Raw genomic sequence first — 22,113 nt, 5'->3', positions numbered from 1 at the left:
GGGAGCGGGCCTCGTCGTGTCGGCGGGTGTGGGTGCGGCGGGCTCCGGCTGTCGACGAGTCGCGGAGTCACATGTTGAGCACCAGGATCGCCAGCATGGCGACCAGTGACGCGGTCACACCCAGGTATGTCAGTATCTTGCGTCGATGGGCGGCAGCCTCTGCGTCCTCGTCGGTCACCGCATTGAAATCGGGCTCGGTCGGATAGTGCTGGGCCATGTCCGCCACCCTAACGACGAGCTGGACGCAACTGAAATCTCGCAGGACTCGGTCCGGGCACAGATCTTCACGGACATGAAAAAGAGGCCGAGTTCAGTGTGCGAAACTGAATTCTCGGCCTCTTTCGTGTGGTCCTCCGCTCGGCGATCAGCGCCAGCGAGGGAAATCACCCAAGGGTCTGGAACTGCTCCGGGGTCTTGCCGGTCGCGGTGAACACCACGCGGCGTCCGATCAGCACCGCATGGTCGGCGAACCGCTCGTAGTACCGGCCGAGCAGTGTCACGTCCACCGCGGCGGCGACGCCGTGCTTCCATTCGCGGTCCATGAGCACTGTGAACAGGTGGCGATGGAGGTCGTCCATCGCGTCGTCGTCCTCCTGGAGACGGAGCGCGGCCTGCGGGTCGCTGGTCACCAGGACCTCGTGCGCGTTCTTCGCCAGGGTCACCGCCAAGCGGCCCATCTCGGCGAAGTAGCCGTTGACCTCTTCGGGGAGGGCCTTCGCCGGGTGGCGACGACGTGCGACCTTCGCGACGTGCAGGGCCAGCGCACCCATGCGGTCGGCGTCGGCGACGATCTGGAATCCACTCACGACTCCGCGCAGGTCGCCGGCGACCGGGGCCTGCAGCGCGAGAAGCGCGAAGGACTGTTCCTCGGCGCGAGCCGTCAGCCGGCTCATCCGGTCGGTGTCCCCGATGACCTCTTCGGCGACGGCGAGATCGGCCTGCAGCAGGGCCTGCGTGGCGCGCGCCATCGCAGTGCCGGCGAGCTCGCACATCTCACCCAGTACCGAGGTCAGCGCCTCGAGTTGCTCTTGGTAGGCGGTACGCATGATCCCAGGATACGTGCGTGATCACACGACTCCGACTCCGACCGATGAACGCACAGTGAACGTCGGGTGCAGATCCGTCCACCCGGACGGTCGCGGACGTTCGCCGATCACGTGCAGGTGGTGTCACCCGCGTTGGTGATCGCCAGGTCGTTGGGCAGATTGCCGGTGTTCTCGGCGGGTGCGAGCTGATTCGCGGTCAGCGTCGCCCCGGAGGCCGGCACGGACCCGAGGGTGCCGGCGAAATCCGCACCGACGATGAGCTCGACGCCCGATTTGACCGTTCGGTCGAGCTGGATGCTCGCGTTGGGGAACATCTCGGCGAGGGTCGCGGCGGCGTCGCGCTGCCCCGGCCCGTAGCGCACCACGGTGTCGTCGCGGTTCTCCGAGGCGTCGGCGACACCGCGGACGTCGAAGCCGTACGGGGTGAGTTGTTCGGACACCTCGGTGGCGAGACCGGTCTGATCGGTGCCGTTGAGCACCCGGACGCCCACGTTGCCGGGATTCTGTGCCGTGGCGGTGACGGGTCCGGGAGTGCCGGCGTCGGCGTTCGTGCTCGGTGCGTCAGAACTCGAGGGAGCCCTCGACGACGACGGCGGCTTCTTGCGTGCCTGCTCGCCCGGCAGGGGCAGGTCGTCGATGATGGCGTCGAAGATCGCGTCGATGTCGCTGGTGCGCGGGATCTCGTTGTTGGCCCCGTCGGTGGACGTACCCGAGGTCGGGATCGTCAGGAACGAGACGCGTCCGGCCTCGATGCCCTGCATCGATTCGGCCAGGCTGATCAGCGACTGGGTGTCGACTCCGTCGACATAGCTGTATTCGATGAAGGTGTTGACGATCCCGTTGAGCTTGTTGGGGTTCGACAGGACATTGCCCGACAGGCTCGACCGCAGCAGGGACGACATGAACAACTGCTGACGTTTGATCCGGCCGTAGTCGCCGTTGCCCTCCGAGGCGATGTTGCGGGCGCGCACGTAGTTCAGGGCGCGCCGGCCGGTGAGCTTCTGCTTGCCGGGCTTGCGCAGGATCTGCCCGATCTCGTAGTCGTAGAGCGGGACCGTCGAACAGACCTCGACGCCGCCGATCGCGCGGACGACCTTTTCGAAACCGTAGAAGTCCATCCCGATGAAGTGATTGATGTTGAGGCCACTCATCGCGGTGATGACGCGGACGAGGCACTGCGGACCGCCGTAGAAGTAGACACTGTTGAGCTTGACGCCGCTCTGGGGCGGCATCTCGGCGCCGTACTGGCCGGTCTCGTTGTCCCACGCATTGCACGCCGGCTGGTCCACCTGCAGGTCACGCGGGAAGGACACCGCGACGACGCGACCGCGGTTGGCCGGGATGTTGACCAGGATGACGGTGTCCGAACGGGCGCCCTCGGCGTCGGCGGTGGTGCCGGCGCCGACCTTGGCGTTCTGTCCGCCCCGGGTGTCGGTTCCGACGATCAGATAGGTCTCGTCGCCGTACTGGGCGTCTTTGTTGCGGATGTTCTGGTCATCGGGATCGACGGCGGTGACATTGCGCCAGTTGCCGTTCCACGACTGCAGGTAGCCCCAGACGAATCCGGTGCCGACGAGGGCGAGCACGCACGCGATGGCGACCAGGATCCGTCCGGTCGCGGCGGTCTTGCGGAGCATCGCGCCCGGGCGGTCCTCGTCGCGCCCGGGATGGCGTCGGGGCGCCGAACGCAGGGCGAGGGGGCCGGTGAGGTCGGGAGTGCGCTCGAGCGGCGGCTGCACGGCCGGGGCGCCGGCCGGAGGCCCGGCGACCGGCTCCTGGGCACGGGATTCCTCGATGGCCCGCTTAGCGGTCGCGCGGTCGGACAGGTCCGGTGCGGAGTCGCCGACGGTCGGGATCTTCTGGGTGACGTCGTTGTCGAAGCGGTGGACCGTGGTGGGGCGGTCGTCGGGTGCCGGTTGCGGGCTGTCCGGCGCGCGACCGGGCGGAGCCGGCGGGGGCTCGGCGCCCGAACCGAACGGCTGGCCGAGGCGGCGGGCCCGTCCGCGGGTCGACGGCGGGATCTCGGGCGTCCGTGACTCCGGACGTGGCGGCATCGCGCGGCGGGTGCCGGGCCGGCCGGGACCCGCGGGCGGCTCGGCGGGTGCCGACTCCTCCGCGTTCATCTGCTCCATGAGCTGGCGGACCGTGAGCCGCGTTCGTCCACGGACGAAACGATCCGCCGAGCGGGGCTCGCGGAGGCTGGGGTGTGCGGGCGGCTGAGTACCGGGATCGGCGGGGCCGGTCGCGTCCTGACCCGGCGCCGGGACGAAGTCGTCGCGGGAGGGTCCGGCGCGACGGCCACGACGAGAGCGATCGGCGTCGCCCGCCTCGGGGTCGTCCGGGCCCGGTGTCCTACGACTCAATGCACGTTCCTCATGCCCCGTGGTCTGGTTCGCAAGTCACCGCAGATCGGGGCTCGACCAGCGCGGTGCGCACAGATGTGAGGCCCCGGCGGCCGGGACCTCCGCGCAATAGTACTGATTGCACCTGAGAATGGGTCTCAGCCAGGCGGCGGTTGTGACGGTTTTCGCAGTTCGGTTCAACCGCCGGAGTGCATGATCTCAGCGCCGGCCGGGATGACGTCCTCGTCCGGATCGTCGAGCCACCCGTCCGGCAGTGCGACCTTGGCCGGCGAACCCTGCCTACCGCGCGGGCCGTGGCCGTCGGACGGGAAGGGGGCGTCGGCGGGCAACTCGGCGAGCAGCTCACGCAGCTCGTCGACGCTGCCGACCAGCGCCATCCGCCGGCGGATCTCCGAACCTGCCGGGAAGCCGCGCAGGTACCAGGCGACATGCTTGCGGATCTCGCGGCAGCCCTTCATCTCACCGTGGTGATCGACCAGGAGTTGGCAGTGCCGGACCATGATGTCGGCGACCTCGCCCAGGTTCGGCGGCGTGGGGGCCGCGAAACCACCGAGTTCGGCCGCGAGTTCGGCGAACAACCAGGGACGGCCGAGGCAGCCGCGGCCGACGACCACACCGTCGCAGCCCGTCTGGTTCATCATCGCGACCGCATCGGCGGGTTCGAAGATGTCGCCGTTGCCGAGCACGGGCACCGAGGTCACGTGCTCCTTGAGCCGGGCGATCTCGTCCCAGTCGGCCTCGCCGGAATAGCGCTGCGACGCGGTGCGCGCATGGAGGGCCACGGCGGCCGCGCCCTCCTCCGCGGCGATCCGGCCGGCGTCGAGGTGGGTGCGGTGCTCGTCGTCGATGCCGATGCGGAACTTCACCGTCACCGGGATGTCGGTGCCCTCGGTGGCGCGGACGGCCGCGGCGACGATCTTGCGGAACAGGGTGCGCTTGTACGGGATCGCCGAACCGCCGCCCTTGCGCGTCACCTTGGGGACCGGGCAGCCGAAGTTCATGTCGATGTGGTCGGCGAGGTTCTCGTCGACGATCATCTTCGCGGCCTGGTACGTGTACTCCGGGTCGACGGTGTAGAGCTGCATCGACCGTGGATTCTCGTCGGGTCCGAAGGTCGTCATGTGCATCGTGACCGGATGCCGCTCGACGAGTGCGCGAGCCGTCACCATCTCGCAGACGTACAGCCCGGAGACGGTGCCGGTGCGGGCGAGTTCGAGTTCACGGCACAGCGTCCGGAACGCGACGTTCGTGACACCGGCCATGGGGGCGAGCACGACCGGGCTGGCCAGCTCGATCGAGCCGATGCGCAGCCCCTTCGAGACGCTCGCAAGCTCGCTCCTCAGGGAGCTGGGACCGGCGCTCGCAAGCTCGCTCCTCAGGGAGCTGGGACCGGCGCCTTCGGTGGTCGAAGGCGCCGGGTGCGTCGAGAGGGTGGTGCTCAGGATGCCTGCTGCTCCCGCTTCTTGGCCTCGCGGGCGAGCGAACGGTCGCGCATCTCCTCGAAGCGGATGGTGTCCTTCTCGAGCTGCTCGAGGAAGGCGGCGAGCTCCTCGCGGGTCTTCTCGCCCTCGCTGGTGAAGTCGTCGCGCTCGAAGACGTTCCACTTGCGCAGGACCGGCATGACGACCTCTTCGAGGTGCTGGCGCAGGTCGTAGATGCCGTGCTTGGCCATGAGCACGCCGTGGCGACGGAAGTTGGGCATACCGGCGCCGGGCATCTGGAAGTTGGTCACGATGTCGGTGACCGCACGCAGCGTCTGGTCGGGGGAGATGTCGAAGCCCGCACCGCAGATGTTGCGATAGAAGATCATGTGCAGGTTCTCGTCGGCCGCGATGCGCTGGAGCATCTTGTCGGCGATCGGGTCGTTGCAGGCCTTGCCGGTGTTGCGGTGGCTGACGCGGGTCGCGAGTTCCTGGAAGGTCACGTAGGCCACGGAGTGCAGGATGCCCAGTTCGTCGGCGTGCTCTTCGAGCTCGTCCACGCGCCCGGCGGCGGCCAGCATCGGGTCGTAACCGTTGGTCATGTGGATCATCCGCGCCTCTTCGAGGGCGACGGGATCGACACCGCGGGTGACCACGAGGTAGTCGCGCATGACGATGCCGTGGCGGTTCTCCTCGGCGGTCCAGCGACCGACCCAGTGTCCCCACGCGGAGTCGATGGAGAAGTTGTCGGCGATGACGCGGTGGTACGACGGCAGGTTGTCCTCGGTGAGGAGGTTCGTGATCATCGCGGCCTTGGCGACCTCGTCGAGCTGCGACTGCTCGGGGTCGTAGTCGACGCCACCGAGGGCGGCGAAGTTGCGGCCCTCGTCCCACGGCACGTAATCGTGGGGGTTCCAGTCCTTGGCGATCTTGAGGTGACGGTTGACGTTGTCCTCGGCAACCGGGGCCAGCTCCTTGAGAAGCTCGAGTTGCGTCAGCTCGCGTGCCATATAGATGTCCTCCGAACGGTGTCCGCGTATGTCATCGTGCGTGTGTCGTCGTCTGTATGTCGTCGTGGGTCGGTCCGCGTGCGCGGCCGGCTGCCACAGTCGTGGTTCCCGACGTCGTCGGTGGTACTCGCCGCCCCGGCGGGGGTGTGCGGTCCCCGCCGGACCGTGGGTGAGCCGGATGGGATGGTGCCACGGCCCCCGACGCCGATGGTCAAAGTCCTAGCGTACGGCACGCTCACCGGTGTCCCAAGTCCGTCGTGAGGGTGTCGTCGCAGCACCGGTGAACCGTTACCGACCGCCGGGGTGTCATCCGTCACCTCCGGAGCCCGGACCGGTGAAGCCGGATCCGGCCAGCTCGGCGGGGGTCAGCGCCGCGAGGCGAACATCGCGCCGGTGGTCTCCATCCAGGCCGCCGCGGATTCGTCGATGGTGCCCAGTTCGCGCGCTTTCTCACACCAGCGCATCGCCGCCCGCCCGAACTCCATCGGGTTGTACACGTCTTCCTCACAGCTCCAGCGCCCCTCACCGGCATAGGTGAGGATGGTGATGTTGGTGGCTGTGATGTGGGTCGAGTCACCGGGATCGCGCATCGGGTTGTCGACTTCGCAGATGACCCGGCCGGTCGGGGCGTCGACCACATGCCACAGCGACGGGAAACCGGTCATGTGGCTGCCGGGAAAGGAGGTCATGGTGCGCCAGATCCAGGCCCGGATCTCCTCGCGGCCGCGCATGGTGCCGAGCGCGTGTTCGATGTAGTCGGCGTCGTCGGTGAACAGCTCGGCGTAGCGATCCCAGTCCCGGCTGACGGCGATCTCGGCGACCGTGCGCTGGAACTGCGCGAACGCCTCGTCGAGTTCGGCTGCCGTGAACTGGGCCGGCGTGGCTGCGGTGATCGGTGGAGTCGGTGTCTCGGTGGTGTCCATCGTCGCCGATCGTAGAGTCCGAGGCGGCGTCGTCCACCGCGTTTCGCGACACTCGGTACCATTCGTGCCCAGCACAAACACCGCACACGGATCGGTGAGGACGTCATGTACCAGGTAGGGGACCTGATAGCGGGGTACCGCGTCCTCGGCGTGCTCGGACGCGGCGGTATGGGTGAGGTCTACCAGGTCGCCCACCCTCGGTTGCCGCGCGCCGACGCCCTCAAGGTTCTCCGGTCGGTACACGCCACCGATCCGGTCTTCCGCGCGCGTTTCGAACGCGAGGCCGACATCGTGGCGCCCCTGCATCATCCCAACATCGTCGCCGTCTACGACCGTGGCGTGTTCGAGGGTCTGCTGTGGATCGCGATGGAATACGTGCCGGGTACCGACGCCGCTCGCATGCTCGCCCGGGAGTCCCCCCTCGACCCCGGGCTCGCGTGCACGATCATCGCCGGAGCGGCGGCGGGTCTGGATGCGGCGCACCGCCGCGGGGTCATGCACCGTGACATCAAACCGGCCAACATCCTGATCACGCCGGGCGAGGCAGGAGACGACGGCGGCGTCGGCGGCCCAGAGGCCATCAAGCTCACCGACTTCGGCATCGCGCAGGTCCTCGACGAGGTCACCCACCTGACCGGTACCGGCATCACGATCGGCACCATGCGTTACGCCTCGCCGGAGCAGATCGAGGGGCTGCGCGTCGACGGCCGGAGCGACATCTACTCCCTGGCCGCCACCGCCTATGAATTGCTGACCGGTGCACCGCCTTTCGACTCGCCGTCACTGCACGGGCTGATGACCGCGCACATGCACCACGAACCTCCGTCCGCCAGCGCGCGCAACCGGGCGCTGCCCGCGGCCGTCGACCGGGTGCTCGCCCGGGCGATCGCCAAGGAGCCGGGTCGCCGTCACCCGACGGCCGGGGAGTTCGCGGCCGCGCTGGCCGACGTCTTCGACTCCCGTGCGACGCTCATCGGCCCTGTGGTGCAGCCCCATCCGCCGGAGGCCTCCGCGACCCGGGGTCCGGATGACGACCCCCGGCCGGGTCGGGGTACGCCGGAACCGGCGTCGATGTGGGTGTTCGCCCGGCGATCTCCGACCCCGGCCCGGGCGGGGCGCTGCACGCGCCGCCGTCCGGGGTCGCGCCGGAACCCCCGCCGGCGTGGCCGTCCGACGACGATGCGACGCAACCGAATCCGGTCCGTCGGCCACGAAGCCTGATCGTGATCGGGATCGTGGCGATGCTCGTCGCCGGAATCCTGGGCGCCGGAATCGGTCTCGTGCGTATGTCGGCCACCGCGCTCGACACCCCGGACCCACCGGATGCGGAGGTCACCACCGCCGCCGTCGAACTGAGCTGGAACCACGTGGCCGGCGCCACCGGCTACGTGGTCACCCAGAACGACACCGTGATCTACTCCGGGCCGGCCACCGAGTTCACCGCGCCCCGGCCGGTGCCCGGCAGCTACACCTATCAGGTCGCCGCGCACGACGACGGCCGGATGTCGGACTTCTCGCGGAACTCCGAGCAGGTTGACGTGTTCATGACGTGGGGGCATCTGCAACCGATCGCCGACCTGTACCACGACCTGATCCCGGCGACACCGTTGAGCACCAACGGTTTCGACGCGATGCGCTGCTGGGGTGAGGACGGCGACCTCGCCTTCTCGTCGAGCAAGCGCACCGTCTCGTGCACCAGGGACGCCGACACCACGACCGGAGCCGGCAGTGCTGGACCGTCCGGTCCGGAGGTGGCCGCGTATCAGGTGATCGTCGACGCCTACGACACCCCGGAGGAGGCCGTCGCGTCGGCGAAGGTGACCGCCTACGACCTCCGCGGCGTCGACTACACGACGGCGCAGGGACACACCGGCACGCTGTACCTGTCGGACAAGCAACGCGAGCAGGGTCAGGCGATCCTCACGTTCGACGACGGCGACCATGCGCGGTCGGTGGTGTGGGTGGTCGTCCCGGGCAAGCCCGCGGCGGCCGCCGGGGATGTCCTGAAGAGGTTGCCGATCTGATGACCTCACCGACTTCGCCGACCCCGCCGACCGTCCCGGCCCGACCGCGGCGGACCGGCCCCGCGCCCTGGCTGATCGGACTGATCGTGCTGATCTCGGCGCTGGTGGCGGTCGGCGGATTCGCGGTGGTCCGTTCGGTGACGGCGCCGGACGCGCCGGACGCGCCCGGCGGGCTGACCCTGCAGGCGCGGCCCGGACGGGTGATCGCGACCTGGGATCCGGTCCCCGGGGCGTCCGCCTATCAGCTCCTCCGCGGCGACGGCTACGTCGTCCACCAGGGTCCGGAGACCACCGCCGAGGATGCGACCGTGAGTGCCGGGGAACATGCTTACCGGGTGGTCGCGATGCGCGGGGGCGTGTACTCCGAGGCCGGCCCGGTGCAGCGGGTTCGGACGGGAGCGAGCTGGGGAGAATTCGCTCCGCTCGTGGCGCAGTTCCCCGAGCTGCTCCCGCAGGCGCCCGACACCGCCGCGCAGTGGATGAACACCGAGTGCGTCCGCCGATACTCCGGGGGCCGGGACGAGGTCGGCCCCTCGGAGACCGGCGCGGGTCAGGTGCGCACCGTCTTCGTCGTCCGGTGTGCGGCGGGTTCGGTCGACCGGCCCTTCGGGGTGTTCTGGTTCGCCTCGAGGGATGCGCTGAACGCGGAGTACTCGCGTTCGTCGTCGACCTCGCGACCGGTGCGGTGGCGGCACGGGACGGGGTTGATCGACGAGAACGGTCGCGGCGTCTTCAAGATCACCGACGACCCGTCACGCGAACTGGCGATGATCGTCGTGCTCGAGACCGACGGTCAGGACATTCTCGACATGGTGGACTCACTGCCACTCTGACGGCCCCGGCGATCTGTCCCGATGTGGTGGTGGCGGTCGGCGGAACCGGCTCCGCGAGGGACACCGGGTGCGGCATGATGGCGTGGGGTGCCTGCGGGGTGGGTGCCCGACGCCGAGGAGAGGCTGAACTCATGCAGCGCTTGAGTGGACTGGACGCATCGTTTCTCTACCTCGAGACCCGTGCGCAACTGATGCACGTCATCGGCCTCTTCGAGATCGATCCGAGCACCATGCCGGACGAGTATCGGTTCGACAAGCTCCGGGCCGAGATGGAACGCCGCGTCGCCGCCATCCCGACGTTCCGGCGCAAGCTCGACAATTCGCTGCTCAACATCGACCACCCGGTGTGGATCGAGGACGAGGACTTCGACATCGAGCGCCACGTGCACCGTGTGGGTGTGCCGGCGCCCGGCGGCGCCGCAGAGGTCGCCGAATTGTGCGGTCATCTGGCCGGTCAGACCCTCGACCGCGGGAAGCCGCTGTGGGAGCTGTGGGTCATCGAGGGGCTCGCCAACGGCCGGGTGTGCGCGATGCTGCGGATGCACCATGCCGGGACCGACGGTGTCACCGGCGCCGACATGCTGGCCCAGATGTGCACGCTCACACCGGAACCCCCCGAGCTCGACGCCGACAAGGTCGGCGAGTCGGCGGGGCCGTCGTCGCGGGCCGCGATGGCGGCGGGCGGCGCCGTCAACTTCTTCGTGCAACGGCCGCTTGCCATGGTCAAACTCCTGCCCCGGACGGTCGGCGTGCCCATCGGGTGGCTCCGTCGCGCGCAACAGGATTCGGCGATGCCCGCACCGTTCCGGGCCCCGCGTACGCGCTTCAACGCGCCGATCACGCCGCATCGGAGCATCGCGGTGACGCAGTTGTCGCTCGACGACGTGAAGCGCGTGAAGGACCACTTCGACGTCAAGCTCAACGACGTCGTGCTCGCGATGGTCGGCGGTGCTCTCCGTACCTACCTCCTCGGCCACGATGAGCTTCCCGACCGGCCGCTCGTCGGGATGGTGCCGGTGTCCGTGCACGGAGCCGACGAGAAGGACCTCGTCGTGAGCGGCACCAACAAGGTCACCGGCATGTTCACGCTGCTCTCCTCCGACGAGTCCGATCCTGTTGCCCGGCTGCGAAAGCAGGCCGAACTGAGTCGCACCTCGAAGGCGCATCACGCGGAGATCGATGCGAACATCCTGCGGTCCTGGGCCCAGTTCGCCCCCGGCACAACGCTGTCCACCGTGATGAAGATCTACGGTGACCGCAACTGGGCGTCGGCCCACCCGCCGATCTTCAACGTCCTGGTGTCCAACGTCGCGGGACCGGACTTCCCGCTGTACTTCCTCGGCGCGCGCGTGACCGGCGTGTACCCGCTCGGCCCGATCATGCACGGACTCGGACTGAACATCACGGTCTTCTCCGCCGACGGCAACCTCAACATCGGCATCGTGGGGTGCACCGACCAGACCCCGGACCCCTCGGCCATCGCCGACGCGTTCGACGACGAGCTCAAGCAACTGCTCGCCGCCTGCGACTGACCGGCGGTGCGCCCGGCCTAGCTCCCGGGCGCACCGCCGGCCAGCTGGTCGAGCCAGACCCGCGCCGACGCATCCGACGGTGAACGCCAGTCGCCGCGCGGGGACAGGGACCCGCCCGAGCCGATCTTCGGCCCGTTGGGCATCGCCGAGCGCTTGAACTGGTTGCCCATGAAGCGCTTCAAGAACACTCCGAGCCAGTGCTCGATGGTCGCCTCGTCGTACTGGTTGCGTTTGTCCTCGGTCAGCAGATCCGACCACGGTCCGCGGGTGCGGTCACCCCACGCCTGCCGGGCGAGGTAGGCGATCTTCGTCGGGCGATAGCCGAACCGCGTCAGGTGGTAGAGGAAGAAGTCGTGCAGTTCGTAGGGGCCGACGGTGTCCTCGGTGCTCTGGATCCGGCCGTCGTCGCCGGCGGGCACGAGTTCGGGGGAGATGACGTCGTCGAGGATCTCCACCAGGGTCTCGGTGGTCTCCGCGGAGTGGTGACCGCTGGTGATCATCCATCGGATCAGGTGCTGGATGAGCGTTTTCGGCACCGAGCCGTTGACGTTGTAGTGCGACATCTGGTCGCCGACGCCGTAGGTGCACCACCCGAGCGCGAGCTCGGACAGGTCGCCGGTCCCGAGCACGATGGCACCGTTGGAGTTCGCGAGGCGGAACAGGTGCGAGGTCCGTTCACCGGCCTGCACGTTCTCGAAGGTGACGTCGTAGACCTTCTCGCCGCGCGCGTACGGATGGTCGAGGTCGGCGAGCATCTGTTCGCACGACGGCCGGATGTCGATCTCCGTGCCGCTCACACCGAGGGAGTTCATCAGCGCGTGGGCCCGCCGGAGGGTCGGGCCGCCGGTTGCGAAGCCGGGCATCGTGTAACCGAGGATGTTGGTGCGCGGCAGCCCGAGTCGATCGAAGGTGTCGACGGCGACGAGGAGCGCGAGCGTCGAGTCCAGACCGCCCGAGACGCCGATGACGATCTTCTCCAGACCCGTGGAGCGCAGTCGCTGGGCAAGCCCTTGCACCTGGATGGAGCGGACCTCCGCGCAGCGTTCGTCGCGGTCGGCGGAATCCGCCGGTACGTACGGAAACCGGGGGACCACCCGCCGGACGACGTCGTCGTCGTCGGACAGGTTCCCGAAGCTGAAGCCGATGCGGCGCAACGACTTCAGACGATCGGCGTGGTCGCCGACCTGGTCGCGCAGACTGATCATGCGCATACGTTCCTGCCGCAGCCGGTCGAGGTCGATGTCGGCGGAGATGATCTGGTCGGTCGTCGCGAACTGTTCGCTGCGGGCCAGGAGCGAGCCGTTCTCGGTGATGAGGGCGTCGCCGTCCCAGGCCAGATCGGTGGTCGATTCGCCGAACCCTGCGGCGACGTACACGTGGGCCGAGATGGTCCGCGCGGAATGTCCGGTGCAGAGATTGGTGCGGTAGCTCTCTTTGCCGATGGTGACCGGACTGCCCGACAGATTGGCCAGCACCGTGGCGCCGCCGAGAGCCGCCCACGTGCTCGGGGGGATCGCCACCCAGCCGTCCTCGCAGATCTCGACGAACAGTGCGAAGCCCGGGAGGTCGCGCGCCTCGAACACGAGGTCGGCGCCGAACGGCACCTCGTTGCCGCCGATCGACACGGTCGAAGGGATCGCGTCGCGTGCCGCGGCGAAGAAGCGCTGCTCGTAGAACTCCCGGTAGTTCGGCAGGTAGGACTTCGGGACCACTCCCAGCACGGCACCGTCGTGGATGACCGCGGCACAGTTGTACAGGCCGTCGCCGACCTGCACCGGCAGACCGACGCAGAGGACCGGCTTCAGTCCGGCGCTGGCGGCGACGACCTCATCGAGCGCGGCGCGACAGCCGTCGAGCAAGGCGTCCTGATGGAAGAGATCGTCGACGCTGTAACCGCACAGCCCGAGTTCGGGGAAGACGACCAGGCAGGCTCCGTCGTCGGCGGCCCGCGTCGCGAGCTCGATGGTGCGCGCGGCGTTGACCGCGGGCTCGGCGATCGTCAGGACGGGCACGGCTCCGGCGACCCGGGCGAATCCGTTTGCGTAGACAGACACTCCGACACCCTAATCGCGGGCGCGCCCCGATGCCTCCGCCGAGCGCATCGTCAAGAGCGCCACCAGGTGTCGTCGACCTCCACGGGGGTCGTGCGCTTGTGCCGGTTGCGGTGCCAGGCGGCCTCGATCTTCTCCGCGGCCTCGGCGGGGATCTCGCGACCCTCGAGGTAGTCGTCGATGTCGTCGTAGCGCAGGCCGAGCTCGTCCTCGTCGGTCTGACCGGCCTTCTCGTCGAGCAGGTCGGCGGTCGGGACCTTCTCCCACAGCTGCTGCGGCGCCCCGAGGTGACGCAGCAGTGCACGACCCTGCCGCTTGTCGAGCCCCGAGAGCGGCAGCACGTCGGCGGCGCCGTCGCCGTGTTTGGTGAAGAAGCCGGTGACGTTCTCCGACGCGTGGTCGGAGCCGATCACCAGCAGTCCCCGGTCGCCGGCCAGGGCGTACTGCGCGACCATCCGGTGCCGGGCCTTCGCGTTGCCCTTGGTGAAGTCGGACAGACCGGTGCCGGTGGCGCGTTCGATCTCGGCGTTGAGGGCGTCGACGCCGGGGGCCACGTTGACGGTCACGATCTCGTCGGCGGCCACGAACTCGAGAGCCGCGGCCGCGTCGTCCTCGTCGTGCTGCACCCGATAGGGGAGCCGGACGCCGACGAACACGGCCTCGCCGCCGTCGGCCCGGACGCGGTCGGCGGCCAACTGTGCCAGGCGTCCGGCCAGGGTGGAGTCCACCCCGCCGGAGATGCCCAGGACATAGCCTTTGGCGCCGGTCGCTCCGAGGTAGTCGGCGAGGAACCGGACGCGGCGCTCCACCTCCTCGTCGGGATCGATGGAGGGCTTCACCCCGAGGGCGTCGATGATGGTTCGTTGGATCTCACGCATGGTCCCAGTGTGCGTCATCGGTCAGTCCTCGCGCGGGATCCGCACGCCGACGAGGCGGGCCCCGGGGTCGGGGGCCATGCCGATGCGGTCCCACGGGTGGGTGACGGCGACAACCGCGTACGCCGAGGTGGGGAACCGTTCGATGAACCCGTCCGGATCGAGCGTCAGCGCGGTCTCGGGCATCCCGGGCGCGTGTCCGACGACGAGGATCGTCTGGGCGTCTGCCGGCGCGTGGAGGCGGATGGACTCGAGGATCTCCTCCGGCGCGCCGCCGTAGATGTCGTCGACGAAGGTCACCGGCGCGTCGATGCCGGTCCGGACCAGGGTCTGCCGCGTCCGCGTCGCCGACGAGCAGAGCACCGCGTCGACTCGCAGGCCCTCATCGGCCATCCATCGCCCGGCGAGCGCGGCCTGCCGGTCGCCCCGTTCGGCCAGCGGGCGGCCGTGGTCGGGCGTCCCGGGCGGGTAGCCCGACTTGCCGTGGCGCATGAGGATCAGCGTGCGGGCCCGGCTCATGCGGCGCCGTGTCGCCGGTCGCGGCTCCGGTGGCGCTGTCCGGACTCCGCATCCATCATCCGCAGCACTCGTACGGTGGCACGCCATGCCGAGGCCTCCTGGCGGAGGAAAGCCGCGTGCTCGTCGTCGCCGCGGGCCTCGGCCTCCTCGGCGGCGACATCGAACTCCAGATATTCGTCGACGGCGCAGGCGATGAACTCGCCCACCGAGTCGCAGTCGGTGCAGGCCACCTCGATCGCGGCGGCGTCGAGGGTGGCCAGCCGTTCCAGATCTGACCGATAACGCATGGGTTCGAATCTACGTTGTCCGGGCAGGTGGTGGGTGTTCCGACACCGCGAACATCACCTCGGGCGGCTCCGGCCGCGACCGCGTGCGCGAGGAGCCGCCGTTACCCTGGGGATCGTGCACACCTGGGTACCCGCGCTCTTCGCGGTGTTCGCCGCGCTGATGATCGCGGCCGGCACCGTGTTGCGTCAGCGCGCCTCCCGGGTGAGCGGGGCCATCACCCCGGGCTGGTGGGCGGGTGCCGCGATCGCGCTGTGCGGCTTCGGTTTGCAGGCATCGGCGCTGGGGCTCGGCTCGATCCTGCTGGTGCAGCCGCTCGTCGTGCTGGCGGTGCTGTTCGCGCTGCCGCTGGAGGCGTGGGCCGATCATCGGCACCCGGCCCGCGTCGAATGGGCATGGGGCGGGGTGCTGGTGGCCTGCGTGGTCACCTTCCTCATCGTGGCGCGTCCCGAACCCTCGATGAGGCGGCCCGACGCACTGCTGCTCTGGAGCACGGTGGGGGCGGTGATCGGTGTCGTCGTCGCGTTGGTGATCCTCGCGCACCGCTCGAGTCCGCACTACAAGGCGTTGTTCTACGGGCTGCTGGCCGGCATCCTGTTCGGCGTGTCGGCGCTACTGGTGAAGACGGTGATCTACCAGGTCACACACCATTTCTGGCGTACCTTCGTGCACCCGGAGATCTATCTCTTCGTGCTGGTGGTGGTGTGTGCGGTCATCGCGCAGCAGATGGGTTTCGGCGCCGGCGACCTGCAGACGTCGTTCCCGTCGATGACGGTGGCCGAGCCGGCCGTCGCGATGGTCCTCGGCGTGCTGCTGCTCGGCGAGAACCTGAAGGTGTCGGTGCCGACGGCGCTGTTCCTCGGGATCGTGCTCGCGATCATGGTCCGCGCGGTGTGCGAACTCGCGAAGCTGTCGGCCGTGCGCGGGTGGGAGCAGGCCGTGGCTGCGGAGGAATCCGCCGCAGAAGATGCCGCCGAGGATGCCGCCGCCGAGGATGCGGCTGCGGAAGAGTCCGCGGCGGGGGAGTCGGAAGCGGCGACGCGGCGGCCGGTGGCCTGACCACCGGCCGCATCGACGTCAGGCGTTCTCAGATCTCCTGCGAGATCCCCTCGGCCCACTCGGCGGCCTGCTTCGCCGGCTTGATCGGCGACGAGTTGTCGTGGCGGGCGTGCTCGCCCACCTGGACCGCGCCACGCTTGGTGAGCATCTCGGCGACGATCTCGCCGCCGCGGTTGAACGTGTCGTAGATCGAGTCGCCCAGACCGAACACCGCGAACCGCAGGCCGGTGAGGTCGGGGTCGACGCTCTCGAGTTCGTCGGCGAAGGGCTCGGCGCCCGTCGGCAGTTCGCCTTCGCCATAGGTCGAGCACACGATGACGAGGAAGTCCTCGGGGTCGAGGTCCTCGACCGCGAACTCGCTCATGTCGTAGATCGAGGGGTCGTGGTCGGCGGCCAGCGTGTCGGCGATGGCGTCCGCGACGAGCTCGCCGTTACCGGTTTCGGTTCCGTAGAGGATGACGACCGACATGTGAACTCCTCTCGACGTCGGCGTTTTCGCAAAGCGAGGGTAGCCTAACCGGCTCGCCGTCGCGAAATCGCTGGTGACAGGGGGTTGGAAGAAATACTTGGATGTCCTACTATGTGGTGACACCGGCCATACCCCCAACGAAGTCAAAGGTGATCTCCGTGTCCGCTCCTGCTGTCCCCTCGATCCCGCACTACCTGAACGGCAAGCGCGTTTCCGCCGAGGGCGGACGTTTCGCCGACGTCTTCAACCCGAGCACCGGCTCCGTGGCCGCCCAGGTCCCGCTCGCGTCCACCGACGAGGTCTCCGCCGCGATCGCGACCGCATCGGCCGCCCAGAAAGAGTGGGCCGCCTGGAACCCGCAGCGCCGCGCCCGCGTCATGATGCGGTTCGTCGACCTGATCAACAAGAACGCCGACGAGCTCGCGACCACGCTGTCGCTCGAGCACGGCAAGACCCACGCCGACGCACTCGGCGACATCCAGCGCGGTGTCGAGGTCATCGAGTTCGCGATCGGCATCCCACACCTGATCAAGGGCGAGTTCACCGCCGGTGCCGGAGGCGGTATCGACGTGCACTCCATGCGCCAGCCGCTCGGCGTCGTCGCCGGCATCACCCCGTTCAACTTCCCGGCGATGATCCCGCTGTGGAAGGCCGGCCCCGCGCTGGCATGCGGCAACGCCTTCATCCTCAAGCCCAGTGAGCGGGATCCCTCCGTCCCGGTCCGGCTCGCCGAATTGTTCACCGAGGCAGGACTTCCCGACGGTGTCTTCCAGGTCGTGCACGGCGACAAGGAAGCCGTCGACGCGCTGCTGACCCACCCCGACGTCAAGGCTCTCGGCTTCGTCGGCAGCTCCGACATCGCGCAGTACATCTACTCGACCGCGGCCGCCCACGGGAAGCGCTCACAGTGCTTCGGTGGCGCCAAGAACCACGCGATCATCATGCCCGACGCCAACCTCGACCAGGTCGTCGACGCGCTGATCGGCGCGGGCTACGGCAGCGCCGGCGAGCGCTGCATGGCGATCAGCGTCGCCGTCCCGGTCGGCGAGCAGACCGCGGACCGGCTGCGCGCCAAGCTGATCGACAGGGTGAACGCGCTGCGCGTCGGCCACAGCCTGGACCCCAAGGCCGATTACGGGCCGCTGGTCACCGCCGCCGCCCTCGAGCGAGTCCGCGGATTCATCGACAAGGGAGCCGAGGAGGGTGCCGAGGTCGTCATCGACGGTCGCGACCGCACCAGCAACGAGCAGACCTTCGGCGACGAGGACATCTCGAAGGGCTTCTTCATCGGCCCGACGCTGTTCGACCACGTCACCAAGGACATGACCATCTACACCGAGGAGATCTTCGGACCGGTCCTGTCGATCGTGCGCGCCGGGGACTACGAGGAGGCCCTCGCGCTGGCGTCGGACCACCAGTACGGCAACGGTGTCGCGATCTTCACCCAGGACGGCGACGCCGCCCGCGACTTCACGGCCCGTGTCGACGTCGGCATGGTCGGCGTGAACGTGCCGATCCCGGTTCCGGTGGCGTACTACACCTTCGGCGGTTGGAAGCGCTCGGGCTTCGGCGATCTCAACCAGCACGGCCCGGCGTCGATCCAGTTCTACACCAAGACCAAGACGGTGACGACGCGCTGGCCGTCCGGCATCAAGGACGGCGCCGAGTTCGTCATCCCGACGATGGACTGATCGGCGTTGACCACCTTTGCCGACGCCGCATTCGCCCGGCTCGACGGTGACGACCGTGTCATCGTCGAGACCGCGGCGGGTTTCGCGGCGAAGAAGCTGGCGCCGTTCGCGCTGGAGTGGGACGCCGCCAACCACTTCCCGGTCGACGAACTGCGCGAGGCGTCCGAGCTCGGGATGGGCGCCATCTACTGTTCGGAGGACGCCGGCGGCAGTGGCCTGCGTCGTCTCGACGGGGTGCGCATCTTCGAGCAACTGGCGTACGCCGATCCGGCCGTCGCGTCGTTCCTGTCCATCCACAACATGTGCACGTGGATGGTCGACAAGTACGGCACCGAGGAGCAGCGTTCGACCTGGGTGCCGCGCCTGGCGACCATGGAGACGGTCGCGAGTTACTGCCTGACCGAGCCGGGCGCCGGCTCGGACGCGGCCGCGCTCGCGACCCGCGCCGAGCGGTCCGGTGACGAGTACGTGCTCACCGGGGTGAAGCAGTTCATCTCCGGCGCCGGGTCGTCGGACCTGTACGTCATCATGGCCCGCACTGGCGATGCCGGTCCCAAGGGCATCTCCACGTTCCTGGTCGAAAAGGGCTCGCCCGGACTGAGTTTCGGAGCCCAGGAGCACAAGATGGGCTGGCATGCGCAGCCCACGGCGCAGGTCATCCTCGACGAGGTGCGGGTGCCGGCGACGAGCCTGCTCGGCGGCACCGAGGGCCTCGGCTTCGGTATCGCGATGAACGGACTGAACGGCGGCCGCATCAACATCGCGGCGTCGTCGCTCGGTGGCGCGCAGGCCGCGTTCGACAAGGCGGCCGCCTATGTCGCCAGTCGCCGTGCCTTCGGGCACGCGCTCATCGACGAGCCGACCATCCGGTTCACCCTCGCCGACATGGCGACCTCCCTGCAGGCGTCGCGGCTGATGTTGTGGCAGGCGGCGTCGGCGTTGGACGACGACGCGCCCGACAAGGTCGAGCAGTGCGCGATGGCCAAGCGTTTCGTCACCGACACGTGCTACGAGGTCGCCGACCAGGCGTTGCAGCTGCACGGCGGATACGGATATCTCACCGAGTACGGAATCGAGAAAATCGTCCGCGACCTCCGTGTGCACCGCATCCTGGAGGGGACCAACGAGATCATGCGGGTCGTGCTCGGCCGCTCGATCGCGACCCGCTACCGGGACAGCTGAATCCGCTCCACACAACCACTTTCGTAGGAAGCAGAGACAATGACGACGATCGCTTTCCTCGGCCTCGGCAACATGGGTGGCCCGATGGCCGCCAACCTGGTGAAAGCCGGCCACACCGTTCGCGGGTTCGATCCGGTTCCCGAGGCGGTGAAGACCGCCCAGGACAACGGCATCGAGACCTTCCCGGCCGCGATCGAGGCCGTGTCCGCCGCCGAGGTCGTGATCACGATGCTGCCCAACGGCGGCATCGTGAAGAAGCTGTACGACGACATCCTCCCGGCCACCCCGACCGGTGCGCTGTTCATCGACTCGTCGACGATCTCCGTCGACGATGCGCGAGAGATCCACCGGCTCGCCTCCGAGCACGGCTTCGCACAGGTCGACGCACCGGTGTCGGGTGGGGTCAAGGGAGCCGTCGCCGGCACGCTCGCGTTCATGGTCGGCGGTGAGGACGAGGCCTTCGCCGCCGCCCGCGGAACCCTGGATCCGATGGCGGGCAAGATCATCCACTGCGGCGCCGCCGGCGCCGGCCAGGCCGCCAAGGTGTGCAACAACATGGTCCTCGCCGTCCAGCAGATCGCGGTGGGGGAGGCCTTCGTCCTCGCCCAGAAGCTCGGGCTCGACGACCAGGCGCTCTACGACGTGATCACCGGCGCCACCGGCAACTGCTGGGCCGTGCAGACCAACTGCCCGGTCCCGGGGCCGGTCCCGACCTCGCCCGCGAACAACGACTTCAAGCCGGGCTTCGCGACCGCCCTGATGAACAAGGACCTCGGCCTGGCGATGGACGCCGTCGCCAGCACCGGGGCCCGTGCACCGCTGGGCACCCACGCCGCACAGCTCTACCGCAACTTCGCCGAACAGCACGCCGACCTCGACTTCAGCGCGATCATCACCTCGCTGCACTAGTCGTTCGACGCTCCCCTCAGATCCGTATGACGTTGTGTCCGTATTCCGGACGCAACGTCATACGGGTACAACCGGCTGCTCGATCGAGCGCAGCTCGGACGTTCGCAGCGACCTCTGTCGGGCGGTCGACGAGGTCAGCCCAGGTGAAGTTGAGGACCGTCCACCCTTTCGCGGTCAGGAGATTTCTCTTCACCCGGTCCCGCTGGAAGGTTCGCGTGTCCCGGTGGAACGCGAAACCGTCGATCTCGATGGCGACTGTCACGTCTGGAAACGCGAAATCGATGACGTAGCCGTGGGCAGGCATGTTCGCCACCCATCCGGTGAGCCCGCCCGCGGTGAACAATCGGACCGTCATCCGCTCAGCTTCCGAACGAGCCCCCTCCCCGAGCAGCCGCAGATACGACGCAACGCGCGGAGCGCCATGGCGTCGGGGATAGCGGGCGTGGGCAACCAGGAGCGCGTCGACGGTCACCCGCTTCGTCAACAGGGCGGAGTCGATGACGCTGATCCCCAACTCCAACGATGCGTCGAGGACGGTCATGGCAGGCGCGGTGGTCCGAAGTCCTCGGTGTACCGCGATGTCCTCGTCGTGCAGGTGCCGGTACCGAACCACCGCGGTTGCCGACGATCGTCGTGCCTTACCCCGGGTTCCCGTGTAGACGACGTGCTTTCTGGGCTCGGTGTCGTGGAGTCCGAGCCACCAGGCGGCCGCTGTACCGCCCAGAACCGCATCGGCATGCACCGACAGCACCGCGATCCGGGCCTGGGCACACGCCGCTCGGGCATGCCCGGTCACCAGATACACACCGCGGGCCACCGCGGTCCACTCCCCGGCTGCCACTCTGCGGCGGATCGTCGACGAGTCCGCGCCGCACTCACGAGCTTCTCGGGCTGAGAAGATGCCGTCGCGGCGAACTGTCAATTCGGTGATGTCCATGATGCTTCGACGCCGCCGACGGTAATGCGGTTCCCGTCGGCGGCGGCGCGAGAGACCTGTATGACATCGGGTCCGGAAACCGACTACAAAGTCATACCGATCAGAAGTCCCCGTTGTGCTTCCGCAGTGACTGGATCGCGCCGACGAGCCCGGTCATCTCGTCGTCGGACATGCCGACGTCGCCGAAGACCTCGCTGTTGAGGGTCTCCGTCGCGTCGCTCACCGTCTTCTGTCCGAGCTCGGTGATCTCGACGAGTGTCGTGCGTCCGTCGGTGGGATGCGGGACGCGGCGGACGAGTCCGCCCTCTTCGAGCCGACGGATCGCGTGGGTCACGCTGGTGACATGGACCTGGAGCCGGTCGCTCGCCTTGGTGATGGGCAGGGAGCCCTGCCGCGAGAACGCCAGCAGCCGGAGGAGTTCGAAGCGGGAGAAGCTGAGGTCGTACGGCCGGAGCGCTGCCTCGACGCGGGCGAGCAGGATCTGGTGCGCACGCATCACCGAGGTGACCGCCACCATGCCGTCGGCGACCTCGCCCCACCCCGCCTGGGTCCAGTTCTCCCGTGCCTCGGCGATGGGGTCGAAATCCATGCTGCGCCCTGCCATACCGACACCCTAGTGGTGTGTCTCAGGGCCAGGCGACTGGTCTCCGGTGTTCGATCCGCGCCTGGCTGCGTTGTCGTCGGTCGAGATGGCTCCGCCATCCCTCTCCTCTGCCTTGCCAGATCACCGATCGCTCCACCGGATACCGACCACCTGGTCCAGAGACACACCACTGGTGCCCGTCGTGCCACGACACCGTCGTCGCATCGTGGTGGGCACGGGTGCCCGGTCGGGCCGGGGACGGCCGGCGCCGCCGGTCGTCTGGTTCGAAGTCGGCCGGATGTGGACTGTGTCGTATCAGTGAATGACGCTGCGAATTCGAGTGATTCACCGGAGTGAGTAAATCAAAGTGTGACCGGGTTATTCGACGATATTCCGGCGTT

At 68.6% G+C, this 22,113-nt stretch carries 19 protein-coding genes and 1 pseudogene; 7 read left to right on the top strand and 13 right to left on the bottom strand.

What is annotated here, in order from left to right; translation table 11 throughout:
- Positions 1-67: 67 nt before the first annotated feature.
- The 6 genes from AC3B5T_RS01770 to AC3B5T_RS01745 all read right to left on the bottom strand — a co-directional run bounded on the left by AC3B5T_RS01770 (position 68) and on the right by AC3B5T_RS01745 (position 6,763).
- Positions 68-217, bottom strand: coding sequence for a hypothetical protein (locus tag AC3B5T_RS01770; RefSeq protein WP_010840602.1), 150 nt, complete (start codon positions 215-217; stop codon positions 68-70).
- A 166-nt stretch (positions 218-383) separates the two neighbouring features.
- Complete coding sequence (phoU, locus tag AC3B5T_RS01765) at positions 384-1,046, bottom strand: phosphate signaling complex protein PhoU (protein ID WP_044507185.1); 663 nt, start codon at positions 1,044-1,046, stop codon at positions 384-386.
- Between the two features lie 107 nt (positions 1,047-1,153).
- Positions 1,154-3,409 carry an LCP family protein gene (locus AC3B5T_RS01760; protein ID WP_055474366.1) on the bottom strand — a complete coding sequence of 752 codons (2,256 nt, stop codon included), beginning with the start codon at positions 3,407-3,409 and terminating at the stop codon, positions 1,154-1,156.
- Positions 3,410-3,585: 176 nt separating this feature from the next.
- The gene (gene dusB / locus AC3B5T_RS01755) at positions 3,586-4,719 is read right to left on the bottom strand and encodes a tRNA dihydrouridine synthase DusB (RefSeq protein ID WP_269432730.1); all 1,134 of its coding nucleotides are present in this window, start codon (positions 4,717-4,719) and stop codon (positions 3,586-3,588) included.
- Between the two features lie 128 nt (positions 4,720-4,847).
- Positions 4,848-5,840, bottom strand: a complete 993-nt coding sequence (locus tag AC3B5T_RS01750) for an acyl-ACP desaturase (RefSeq protein WP_010840598.1) — start codon at positions 5,838-5,840, stop codon at positions 4,848-4,850.
- Between the two features lie 365 nt (positions 5,841-6,205).
- Positions 6,206-6,763, bottom strand: a complete 558-nt coding sequence (locus AC3B5T_RS01745; RefSeq protein ID WP_055474365.1) for a nuclear transport factor 2 family protein — start codon at positions 6,761-6,763, stop codon at positions 6,206-6,208.
- Between the two features lie 105 nt (positions 6,764-6,868).
- Between AC3B5T_RS01745 and AC3B5T_RS01740 the strand changes: the two are divergent.
- The 3 genes and pseudogenes from AC3B5T_RS01740 (at position 6,869) to AC3B5T_RS01730 (ending at position 11,152) form a co-directional block, all read left to right on the top strand.
- Positions 6,869-8,787, top strand: a pseudogene (locus AC3B5T_RS01740) (serine/threonine-protein kinase).
- Complete coding sequence (locus AC3B5T_RS01735; protein WP_055474364.1) at positions 8,787-9,620, top strand: hypothetical protein; 834 nt, start codon at positions 8,787-8,789, stop codon at positions 9,618-9,620. The pseudogene AC3B5T_RS01740 and the gene AC3B5T_RS01735 overlap by 1 nt, the downstream one beginning before the upstream one ends.
- Positions 9,621-9,751: 131 nt before the next feature.
- A complete protein-coding gene (locus AC3B5T_RS01730) occupies positions 9,752-11,152 on the top strand; it encodes a WS/DGAT/MGAT family O-acyltransferase (protein ID WP_010840594.1) in 1,401 nt (466 codons plus the stop codon).
- Between the two features lie 17 nt (positions 11,153-11,169).
- On the opposite strand, the gene AC3B5T_RS01725 is transcribed toward AC3B5T_RS01730, so the two are convergent.
- Genes AC3B5T_RS01725 through AC3B5T_RS01710 form a run of 4 tightly spaced genes read right to left on the bottom strand, consistent with a single transcriptional unit; the run spans position 11,170 to position 14,884 of the window.
- Entirely contained in the window at positions 11,170-13,206 is a 2,037-nt protein-coding gene (locus AC3B5T_RS01725) for an NAD(+) synthase (protein ID WP_055474363.1), read from the bottom strand.
- A 50-nt stretch (positions 13,207-13,256) separates the two neighbouring features.
- The gene (nadE, locus tag AC3B5T_RS01720) at positions 13,257-14,081 is read right to left on the bottom strand and encodes an NAD(+) synthase (protein ID WP_055474362.1); all 825 of its coding nucleotides are present in this window, start codon (positions 14,079-14,081) and stop codon (positions 13,257-13,259) included.
- A 21-nt stretch (positions 14,082-14,102) separates the two neighbouring features.
- Positions 14,103-14,597: a SixA phosphatase family protein gene (locus AC3B5T_RS01715; protein WP_055474361.1), complete on the bottom strand. Its 495-nt coding sequence runs from the start codon at positions 14,595-14,597 to the stop codon at positions 14,103-14,105.
- Complete coding sequence (locus AC3B5T_RS01710; RefSeq protein ID WP_055474360.1) at positions 14,594-14,884, bottom strand: hypothetical protein; 291 nt, start codon at positions 14,882-14,884, stop codon at positions 14,594-14,596. The genes AC3B5T_RS01715 and AC3B5T_RS01710 overlap by 4 nt, the downstream gene beginning before the upstream one ends.
- Positions 14,885-14,999: 115 nt before the next feature.
- On the opposite strand from AC3B5T_RS01710, the gene AC3B5T_RS01705 reads away from it, so the two are divergent.
- Positions 15,000-15,941, top strand: a complete 942-nt coding sequence (locus AC3B5T_RS01705) for a DMT family transporter (RefSeq protein WP_055474530.1) — start codon at positions 15,000-15,002, stop codon at positions 15,939-15,941.
- Positions 15,942-15,969: 28 nt separating this feature from the next.
- On the opposite strand, the gene AC3B5T_RS01700 is transcribed toward AC3B5T_RS01705, so the two are convergent.
- Positions 15,970-16,410, bottom strand: a complete 441-nt coding sequence (locus AC3B5T_RS01700) for a flavodoxin domain-containing protein (RefSeq protein WP_010840588.1) — start codon at positions 16,408-16,410, stop codon at positions 15,970-15,972.
- A gap of 101 nt (positions 16,411-16,511) precedes the next feature.
- On the opposite strand from AC3B5T_RS01700, the gene AC3B5T_RS01695 reads away from it, so the two are divergent.
- Genes AC3B5T_RS01695 through mmsB form a run of 3 tightly spaced genes read left to right on the top strand, consistent with a single transcriptional unit; the run spans position 16,512 to position 20,192 of the window.
- Positions 16,512-18,101: a CoA-acylating methylmalonate-semialdehyde dehydrogenase gene (locus tag AC3B5T_RS01695; protein WP_014927954.1), complete on the top strand. Its 1,590-nt coding sequence runs from the start codon at positions 16,512-16,514 to the stop codon at positions 18,099-18,101.
- A 6-nt stretch (positions 18,102-18,107) separates the two neighbouring features.
- A complete protein-coding gene (locus tag AC3B5T_RS01690; protein ID WP_010840586.1) occupies positions 18,108-19,283 on the top strand; it encodes an acyl-CoA dehydrogenase family protein in 1,176 nt (391 codons plus the stop codon).
- Between the two features lie 39 nt (positions 19,284-19,322).
- On the top strand, positions 19,323-20,192 hold the full coding sequence (gene mmsB / locus AC3B5T_RS01685; protein ID WP_010840585.1) for a 3-hydroxyisobutyrate dehydrogenase: 870 nt from the start codon (positions 19,323-19,325) through the stop codon (positions 20,190-20,192).
- Positions 20,193-20,208: 16 nt separating this feature from the next.
- Here the strand turns inward: mmsB and AC3B5T_RS01680 are convergent, their stop codons facing one another.
- Positions 20,209-21,129: a type IV toxin-antitoxin system AbiEi family antitoxin domain-containing protein gene (locus tag AC3B5T_RS01680; protein WP_055474359.1), complete on the bottom strand. Its 921-nt coding sequence runs from the start codon at positions 21,127-21,129 to the stop codon at positions 20,209-20,211.
- 100 nt (positions 21,130-21,229) lie between these two features.
- Complete coding sequence (locus AC3B5T_RS01675) at positions 21,230-21,733, bottom strand: MarR family winged helix-turn-helix transcriptional regulator (protein ID WP_055474358.1); 504 nt, start codon at positions 21,731-21,733, stop codon at positions 21,230-21,232.
- Positions 21,734-22,113 lie beyond the last annotated feature (380 nt).

This window comes from Gordonia sp. G4 (assembly GCF_057770005.1).
This window is presented reverse-complemented; position numbering and strand designations above follow the sequence as displayed.